Source organism: Deltaproteobacteria bacterium (assembly GCA_009930495.1).
In the GTDB taxonomy this organism is placed as follows: domain Bacteria; phylum Desulfobacterota; class Desulfovibrionia; order Desulfovibrionales; family Desulfomicrobiaceae; genus Desulfomicrobium.
On record RZYB01000114.1, the window covers coordinates 1 to 9228 of the forward strand.

The window sequence follows — 9228 nt, forward strand, 5'->3', positions numbered from 1 at the left end:
CCTCATGCGTGGCTACAAATTCCCGGAGGTGGACACGCCCGTGGCCGCCGGCCGCCAGGTGATCGTTCTGGGTGGTGGCAACGTGGCCATGGACGCGGCACGCACGGCCCTGCGCCTGGACGCGGAAAAGGTGACCATCGTCTACCGTCGGACCAAGGACGAAATGCCGGCCCGCCGGGAAGAGCTGGAACATGCCCTGGAAGAAGGCGTCTGTCTGGAGAATCTGGCCGCGCCCATTGCCTTTAACGGCGACGAGACCGGACACCTCAAGAGTCTGACCGTGCAACGCATGGAACTGGGCGAGCCCGACGCCTCGGGCCGGCGCAAACCCGTGGCCGTGGATGGCGCGTTTTTCGACATCCCCACGGACTTGGCCATTCTGGGCATCGGCACCGGCCCCAACCAGGTCCTGCTGCGCGAAACCCCGGAACTGACCCTGAACAAATGGGGCTACATCCAGGCCAATCCCGAAACCGGTGAAACCGAAATCCCCATGGTTTTCGCCGGAGGAGACATCGTCACCGGCGCGGCCACGGTGGTCCTGGCCATGGGCGCGGGACGGCGTTCGGCCCGGGAAATCGCCCGCCGACTCGGGGTTCTCTGACTTGTCACTTTCTCCTTCCGTGGGTACACAACCGGTTCCGGGCACTGCCCGGAGCCGGTTTTTTGTGCGCCCAGCGCCATTCACGTTTTCACACGCCGCGTTCCCGCGCCGCGCCGGAACGCTTCAGGATACATAATGGCCCAATACGTCGGAGTTTCATTCAAACGCCAAGGACAAATTTATTTTTTTCTGGCCAGCCCCTTTGTGTTGTCCCTGCACGACAAGGTTCTGGTCAAAACCGAGGAAGGAATCGGGTTTGGAGACATCGTGGCCATCCGGGATGATATTCCCGCCGGCGTCGATCCGGACACGGTCAAGCCCATCTACCGCCCCGCCAACCAGGAAGACCAGGAAATCAGCATCGAAAACCAGGGCTTGGCCAGGGAAGCCAAGAAATTCTGCCAGCAGTGCGTCGCCCGCCTGGGTCTGGACATGAAACTGGTCGATGTCGAAGTCTATTTCGACAAGAGCAAGATGATTTTTTTCTTCACCGCCCCGGGACGGGTCGACTTCCGCGAACTGGTCAAGGATTTGGTCCGCAACTACCGCACCCGCATCGAACTCCGTCAGATCGGCGTCCGTCACGAGACCCAAATGATCGGAGCGCTGGGGAACTGCGGCCAGGTTTGCTGCTGCCGCCGCTATCTGCGCCGATTCGAGCCCGTGACCATCAAAATGGCCAAGGATCAAAACCTGTTTTTAAATCCCGCCAAGATTTCCGGAGTCTGCGGCCGGCTCTTGTGCTGCCTGGCCTATGAAAAGGACAACTACTCCGACTTCCAGCACCGCGCGCCCAAGCTTGGCCGGAAATATTCCACGACCCAGGGCGTAATGAAGACGTTGCGTTCCAACATGTTCCGCGACTCGGTCAGCGTTCTGACCGAAGCCGGGGAAGAACTGGATTTCACGCTGGCCGACTGGAACGCCATCCTCCTGGATCAGCCCCGCGTCCAGGTCCAGGACGACACCACCGACGACATTCCGGCCGAGCTGGAGGCCTTGGTCGATCCGGAATTGCGCTCCAAGGGACCACGCCCCGAGCGCAAGCCCTTCAAGCCGCAACGACGGGAGCAACGGCCGCGCCATCCGGGCGAACGCCCGGAACGGCCCCGCGCCGAGGACGGCGATTCCCGACGCGCGCCACGCCCGGAGCGCCCCGAACGGCCCGAACGCCAGGATCGCCTGGACCAAAACCGTCCCGAGCGCGCGGGCAGCCCCCGTCCCCGAGGCGAGGAAGTCAAATCGGAGACCGACGGAACTCCCCGACGAGACCCACGCCACAAGGACAAGCGGCGCAAACCTGGTCCATCACGCGCCCCGCGCCCGGATCGCCCCCAAACCCCAGAGCACGACTAAACGGCCCCACGGCCCAGCTTTCAAGGAGATTGTGTGAAGCCCTTTTTCATTTCCACGCCCATCTACTACGTCAACGCCAAGCCGCACCTGGGTCATGGCTACACGACCATCGTCGCCGACAGTATCAGTCGCTTCCATCGTCTGAAGGGCGACGCCACCTTTTTTCTGACCGGCACCGACGAACACGGCGACAAGATCGTCCAGGCGGCCGAGGCCAATGGCCAGCAGCCCAAGGAATACGCCGACACCATCAGCCAGCTCTTCAAAAATCTGTGGCCGAGCCTGGAAATCGACAACGACGCCTTTGTCCGGACCACGGACGAGCACCACAAAAAATGCGTCCAGCACGTGCTGCAGCAGGTTTTCGACAAGGGGGATATCTATTTCGACGAATACGGTGGGCATTATTGCTTTGGCTGCGAACGTTTTTACACCGAAAAAGAACTGGTGGACGGCAAATGCCCGGATCACCAGACCGTGCCGACCTTCATCAAGGAAAAGAACTATTTTTTCCGCATGAGCAAATATCTGGAGCCATTGCGGGCGCACATCGAGGCCAATCCGGATTTCATCCAGCCCGAGCGCTACCGCAACGAGGTCCTGTCCATGCTCAAGGAAGACCTGGGCGATCTGTGCATCTCGCGGCCCAAGACCCGTCTGACCTGGGGCATCGAGCTCCCCTTTGACCGCGATTTCGTGACCTATGTCTGGTTCGACGCCCTGATCAACTACATCTCGGCCCTGGGCTATCCGGATGGCGAGGCGTTCAGGAAATACTGGCCCGGCGCGCACCACCTCGTGGCCAAGGACATCCTGAAACCCCACGCCGTGTTCTGGCCGACCATGCTCATGGCCGCCGGCATCCCGCTCTACAAGGGGCTGCGCGTGCACGGCTACTGGACCATCAACGAAACCAAGATGTCCAAGAGCCTGGGCAACGTCGTCGCCCCCCTGGACATGGCCCAGAAGTACGGCCTGAGCGCGTTTCGGTATTTCCTGCTCTCGGAAATGAGTTTCGGTCAGGATTCGTCCTTTGGCGAGGAGGCCCTGGTCGGCCGTTTCAACGCCGATCTGGCCAACGATCTTGGCAATCTATACTCGCGCAGTTTGTCCATGACCCACAAGTATTTCGGCGGCGCGGTCCCGGAATGTGGCGACCTGCTCGACGTGGACCGGGAAGTGCTGGATCTCGGCCAAAACGCCATGACCAATTTCCAGATCCAGTTCGAGCATTTCCAGTTCTCGCGGGCCATTAAATCGTTGTGGGAATTGATCCGCTTCCTGAACAAATACATCGACACCACCGCGCCCTGGACCCTGTTCAAAAACAAGGACATGGCCCGGCTGGGCACGGTGTTGTACGTGATCCTGGAAGGCCTGCGCAAGGTGGCCGTGCATCTCTGGCCGGTCATGCCCTCCACGGCCGAAACCATGATCGCCCAACTTGGCGGCGTGTTCGACCTGGCCGGCGTCGATCTGGAATCGGAGGTGTCGTCCTGGTTCGGTCTACAGCCGGGAACCAAGGTCGCCGATCGGTCCAACCTTTTCCCGCGCCAGGATCTGGAACCCAAGGCCGAAACACCGACCGAACCCAAGAAGGCCAAGGACGCCAAGGCCCCCAGGGAACAGACGCCCCAGCCGGCCATGGCCTGTCCAACCTGCATCGAATTCGAGGACTTCGCCAAGGTTGATCTGCGGGTGGGCACGGTCTTGTCGGTGGACAAGCACCCCGAGGCGGATCGTCTGCTCGTGCTCAAGGTGGACGCGGGCGAGGACAGCCCGCGCCAGATCGTGTCCGGCATCGCCGAGTTTTGGGCGCCAGCGGACCTTGTCGGACGGCAGGTGGTCATCGTGGCCAACCTGAAGCCGCGCAAGCTCCGTGGGCTGGTCTCCCAGGGCATGATTCTGGCAGTGAAACAGGATGGCGGTCTCGCCCTCCTCGGACCAAGTTCGGGAGTCACGAGCGGGTCCAAGGTATCCTAACAACTCAAGATTTTCGCCGTGGGTCATATGGGCCGTCCGTAAAACGGCCCGTTTGTGTCACTACGCGCCACCAGCTGGCTCGATGTGCCACATGCCCACACCCCGCGGCCGTGGTACGTTTAATCAGAGGGAGGCATCATGCGACGGATTTTCCATCTTCTTCTCGGTCTCGCTGGGCTGCTGAATCTGGCCGTCATCGCCCTGAACCTGGGCAGCGCGGCAACCATGATCCTGGGAGTGGCCGGCCTGTTTCTCCTGGGCGGGGCGGCTCTATATCTGGAACGCCGGGTTCTTCCATCTCTCGCAAGCCTGCACCAATGTACCGCGGCCCATGCAGCCGGACAGAATACGCCGCCCATTGCGGACCTTCCAATCGAACTCGACATCCTGGGACGCGACATCGCGGAGCTTGGCCGGAAGTTCATGGAAAAATCCGTCCTCAACGACACGGTGCTTCATAACCTGATGATGCCCATGGCCATTGTCGACAACAAAGGCCGCATCGAGTGGCTCAACGCTCCCATGGTCCGGCTGACGGAACAGGACGGCGCCCCGGAAAGCTTTCAAGGCCGCCTTTTTTCCGAGTTCTTCTACAACGACCAGTGCGAGACCATCTGTGACAAGGCCATTCGGGCCAAGGACAAGCAATTCGCCAAAACCGAAATGCAGTCCCGCAAAAACAACACCAAATACATTTCCATCGCCTCCTTCCCCCTGGTGAACGCCAGTGGGGAAATCCGGGGCGCCTTCACCTCGGTCATGGACTTCACCAATATCAAGCTCAAGGAAGACCAAATCCTGGCCCAAAACGAGCGTATCGCCACGGGCGCGCGTCAGGCCCTGAACATTGCCCACGAAGTCACCGAGCTGGCCGGGCAGCTCCTGAATCAGGTCACGGGCGCCAGCCAGGATGTCGAATTGCAGCAAATGCGCACGGCCGAGGTGGCCACGGCCATCGACCAGATGAACGCGACCATCCTGGAGGTGGCCCGCAACGCGGGTTCCGCGTCCCAGGCCGCGTCTAAAACCGAATCCACGGGTTCCGATGGCGCGCGCATTGTCGGCGAGGTCATCCAGGTCATGGACCAGGTCAACACCAGGGCCGGCCAACTCAAATCCGAGATGAGCACCCTGGGCACCCAGGCCGAGGGCATCGGGCGCATCATGGCCGTCATCAACGATATCGCGGACCAGACCAACCTTCTCGCCCTGAACGCGGCCATCGAGGCGGCCCGAGCCGGCGCCGCCGGGCGCGGCTTTGCCGTGGTCGCGGACGAAGTCCGCAAACTGGCCGAAAAAACCATGCAGGCCACCAGCGAAGTCAGCCAGTACATCCGGGCCATCCAGGACAGCGCCCGGACCAGTATCCAGGCCACGGAGGGCACGGCCCAGGTCATCGGCCAGGCCACGGAACTCAGCCAGGCGGCCAACGACTCCCTGGCCGCCATTCTGCGCCTCATCAGCGAAACCAACGATCAGATCCGGGCCATCGCCACGGCCACGGAGGAACAATCCGCGGCCAGCGAGCAGATTGGCCGGTCCACCAACGAGGTCAATTCCATCGCCGAGAACACGGTCCAGGTCATGCACGACTTCAAGACCGGCGTCGACAACCTGCGCACCTTGGCCATGGAGCTCGATCAGGCCATGGAACAAATGCAGCAGCGCTAGCCGCCGACCATTGCAACGCAATACGGCCTGGAGTTCCGAAAGAAAACTCCAGGCCGTTTTTTGTAAATGACCATTCCGGCGGGCAGGGACGCCAGCCGCTACCCGCCGGCATCATAGCCTGCACGGGCTTTCAGCCCGTGCAGGGCACCGCGTCTTTCCGGACAGCTAAAAAAGACACTCCACAAAGGTTGCCGCGTCCACGTCGCGAATGAATTCCTCCACCCGCACATCGCCCAGCACCGCCAGGATATCGGCCCTCTCGTGCCGGCAGCCCGCGAGACGGCCCTCCAATCCGGCCACGGGACGGGTGCCGAAAAAATCCCCAAAAATCCGCGCGGCCTGGATACGGCCGTGGTGGACATCGAGATGAACCTCGACCACCCCGCCCGGAGTGCGTGTGCCACGGGTAAAACCATACGTGGGCGACGCCCCGAAATTCCAATCCCAGGTCCCGTATTTGCTCCGGACCAGCTCCCCGATGCCGGCCTCTTCCCCGGACGTAAATCCCAGGGCCGACCGCGAGGCACCACCCGAAACATGGGCCATGACCTGTTCGATAAAGGCCTCCACGCTCATGGGCGCGGGCAAATGGCTTGCAATGTTGGTCACCCGCTTGGTGACGCTCTTGACCGCCTTGCCCACGAACTTGACCGGATTGACCCTGAGGGCACCGGACAAGTCGGCCATCCGGGCCGAAAACAGCAGGGTGCCGTGGTGCAGAACCCGATCTTTCTCGACGAGTTGGGCGTTGCCGGAAAACTTCTGGCCATCGATGACCAGATCGTTGCGCCCCTCGAACCGACAATCCACGCCCATGGCGCGCAGGGCCTCCAGAATGGGCACTGTGAAACGATGGAAATCCAGGTGTCTGGCCTGCTCGCCGTGCTGAATGAAGGTAAAATTGACGTTGCCCAGATCGTGGAACACGGCCCCGCCTCCGGTCAGACGCCGGATGACCGCGACGCCGTGCTCACGCACGAAGGCCTCGTCAATCTCGGCGGCCGTGTTCTGATTGCGCCCGACAATGACGGCCTTGTCGTTGCGCCAGAGCATGAAAATGTCGTCATCCGTGTTACGCAGCAACCATTCCTCGGCCGCGAGATTAAAGGCCGGGTCGGTGTGGGCATTGAAAATATACCGCATGAACGCTCCTTGCCTTGACTTGGCCCGATAGAAACTATTCCACGACCACTTCCAGGCCCTTCAGATAGGCACCTTCGGGAAAAGCCAGGGCCACGGGATGATCCGGGGCCTGGGTCAGACGGCGGACAATGCGGCCGGTGCGGCCGGCGTCCAGGGCCGCGTCGGCCACGATCTTCTGGAACAAGGCATCTTCCATCAAGCCGGAACAGGAAAAAGTGAACAACCGGCCACCGGGCGCGAGCAGGCGGAACGCGCACAGATTGATGTCCTTGTAGCCACGCGCGGCCCGGTTCAGGCTGGCCTTGGAATCCACGAACTTGGGAGGATCGAGCACGATGAGATCAAATTGCCGGTTTTCCTTGCGCCAGCCCCGCAAAATCTGGAAAGCATCACCGCAAACCGTTGTCATGCGCTCCGGCGCGAAGGCGTTCAGCTCGCGGTTGCGTTCGGCCAGGGCCAGAGCCGGAGCCGAGGCGTCGAGCTGGGTGACATGGCCAGCGCCGCCCTGCAACGCGGCCAGACCAAAGCCGCCGGTGTAGCAGAAACAGTTCAACACCCGGGGACGGTCCATGGTCCGCGTGGCCAGGGCCACGGCCTGACGGCTGTCGCGCTGGTCCAGGTAGAAGCCGGTCTTGTGCCCGGAGCGGACATCGACCAGATAGTCCACCCCGTTCTCGCGGATGGCGATCTGATCCGGAACGGCCCCGTGCACGGCCTCGATCCGTTCGTCCAGGCCTTCCTTGGCCCGCACGTCCACGTCTGAACGTTCGAGGATGACGTCGTCAGGAAAAAGGCCGCGCAGGGCGTCGATAATGGCGTCGCGCCAAAACTCGCAGCCAGCCGTGACAATCTGGAACACAAGGACGTTGGCGTAACGATCAACAATGAGGCCGGGCAGGCCGTCGGATTCGGAATGGACCAAACGCACGCCCGTGCAGTCGGCGGAAATAAGGGCGGTCCGCCGCTGGCGGGCCTGGTCAATACGATGCCGGAAAAAAGCCGCGTCCACGGTCTCGTCCGGATCAAAAGTCCAGACCCGGCCCTGGATCTGGGATTTGGGCGAAAAGGCGGCCCTGGCCAACCAGTTTCCGCTGGCGGACAGCACCTCCACGGTCTGGCCCGACCTGGGGCGACCCTTGACAGTAGCCACGGCCCCGGAAAAGATCCACGGATGACGCCGGAGCAACGATTTTTCCCGACCAGCGGAAATGACAAGTTGAATATCCACGATGATGTCCTCGAAGGCCAGGACGCGGCCTGGCTGGTTGATACGTGCCCGGACGCACGCCCGAACACGCGGCCAAATACGGCGCTGGCCGGAGAAATAGGAAAAGCGGCCGGCTCCGTCCACGGGAAAAAACCACGCCGTGTCCTGCCCGCCCTGCTGTCCTTGGCCTGCGCCCTGGTCACGCATGCCACGTTCCTGGCCGCGACCCTTGTCTGGCTCGGTCAGGGGCCGGGGGCAACCATCGGTCCGGGTCTTCCAGCCCTGGACCTGGGCGCGTCAATTCTGGGTGACGGAGGCGGCAATCCCGGCCAGCAAAATATCCCGATCATCCAGGCCGGACCACGCCAAACCGCCATTCCCCCGGACGCGCGCGCCGACCAGCCCATCCCCCGAAACAATGACGCGCCAGCTCCACCGTCAAGGCCATCCTCGACTCCCGCCCTTCCAGCCCAGCCCACGCCGCGCGTACCGCAAAAAAACAAAACCGCGCCCGTGGCCAAACCACATCGACCACGTCCGCCCAATCCTGAAGCAGCATCCATCAGCCCACAGACCCGGCTGTCACGGCAAAGCACTCTGACCGCCATGACCGGCACGAACCTGACGATCACCGGAAACTCGGCCAGCACCTCCATGCCGGGCAACGGAGACAGGCCGTCCGAGAACAAACCCGGCCACGGCGGCGGAGCGTCCTCGATTCACCGTGGAGGCGGCACGGCAGGCGGCGGGATGGGGCCGTTACATTTCGGCGCCCCAAACGGCCCGGGCATCGCCCGTCTGGTTCGTCCCGAATACCCGCGCGAGGCCCGCCGCCAGGGCCGGGAAGGCACCGTCATCCTTAAACTTTCCCTCGACGCTTCCGGCCACGTCGAGGCCGTCGAGATTCTGCGCCAAGCCGGCTTCGGCATGGAAGAAGCCGCCCGCGAAGCCGCGCTGCGCTCCCGCTTCCGCCCCGCCACCATGAACGGCCGCCCCGTGGCCTGCCAGGCCATCCTGCCCCTGCATTTCCAGTTGCGGTGAGGCGTGGCATCGAATTTTCCAGACGACGTTTCCTTCTTGATCTGAAATCCAAAAAAACCTGGCCGGGCACCCCTCGATCAGGACAACCCCTCGGGCCAGGCGCATTTTCCCACGGCCATGTCCACCCAGGCCCGGGCTGGCGGTGATAGCCGGGCGTTTTTCTTCCAGATGAAGCACCCATGCCAAACAATCAAATCCTCGTTCAAGGGCATGGTCCGGACCG

Annotated in this window: 7 protein-coding genes; 5 read left to right on the plus strand and 2 right to left on the minus strand. The window is 62.3% G+C overall.

Annotation, left to right across the window (positions count from 1 at the left end; all coding sequences use genetic code 11):
• From EOL86_09810 to EOL86_09825, 4 genes are all read left to right on the plus strand, one after another.
• Nucleotides 1-604, plus strand: a 604-nt coding sequence (locus EOL86_09810) for a dihydropyrimidine dehydrogenase (protein NCD25867.1), incomplete at its 5' end; no start/stop codon positions are given.
• A gap of 135 nt (nucleotides 605-739) precedes the next feature.
• Nucleotides 740-1960, plus strand: coding sequence for a hypothetical protein (locus tag EOL86_09815; protein ID NCD25868.1), 1221 nt, complete (start codon nucleotides 740-742; stop codon nucleotides 1958-1960).
• Between the two features lie 33 nt (nucleotides 1961-1993).
• Nucleotides 1994-3943, plus strand: coding sequence for a methionine--tRNA ligase (gene metG, locus EOL86_09820; GenBank protein ID NCD25869.1), 1950 nt, complete (start codon nucleotides 1994-1996; stop codon nucleotides 3941-3943).
• A gap of 138 nt (nucleotides 3944-4081) precedes the next feature.
• Complete coding sequence (locus EOL86_09825) at nucleotides 4082-5614, plus strand: methyl-accepting chemotaxis protein (GenBank protein NCD25870.1); 1533 nt, start codon at nucleotides 4082-4084, stop codon at nucleotides 5612-5614.
• Between the two features lie 165 nt (nucleotides 5615-5779).
• Here EOL86_09825 and EOL86_09830 read toward each other — a convergent pair whose 3' ends face one another.
• Nucleotides 5780-6757, minus strand: coding sequence for a lipoate--protein ligase (locus EOL86_09830; GenBank protein NCD25871.1), 978 nt, complete (start codon nucleotides 6755-6757; stop codon nucleotides 5780-5782).
• A gap of 34 nt (nucleotides 6758-6791) precedes the next feature.
• Entirely contained in the window at nucleotides 6792-8171 is a 1380-nt protein-coding gene (locus EOL86_09835; GenBank protein ID NCD25872.1) for a methyltransferase domain-containing protein, read from the minus strand.
• On the opposite strand from EOL86_09835, the gene EOL86_09840 reads away from it, so the two are divergent.
• Nucleotides 7929-9005 carry a TonB family protein gene (locus tag EOL86_09840; protein ID NCD25873.1) on the plus strand — a complete coding sequence of 359 codons (1077 nt, stop codon included), beginning with the start codon at nucleotides 7929-7931 and terminating at the stop codon, nucleotides 9003-9005. The genes EOL86_09835 and EOL86_09840 overlap by 243 nt on opposite strands.
• The last annotated feature ends 223 nt before the right edge of the window (nucleotides 9006-9228 follow it).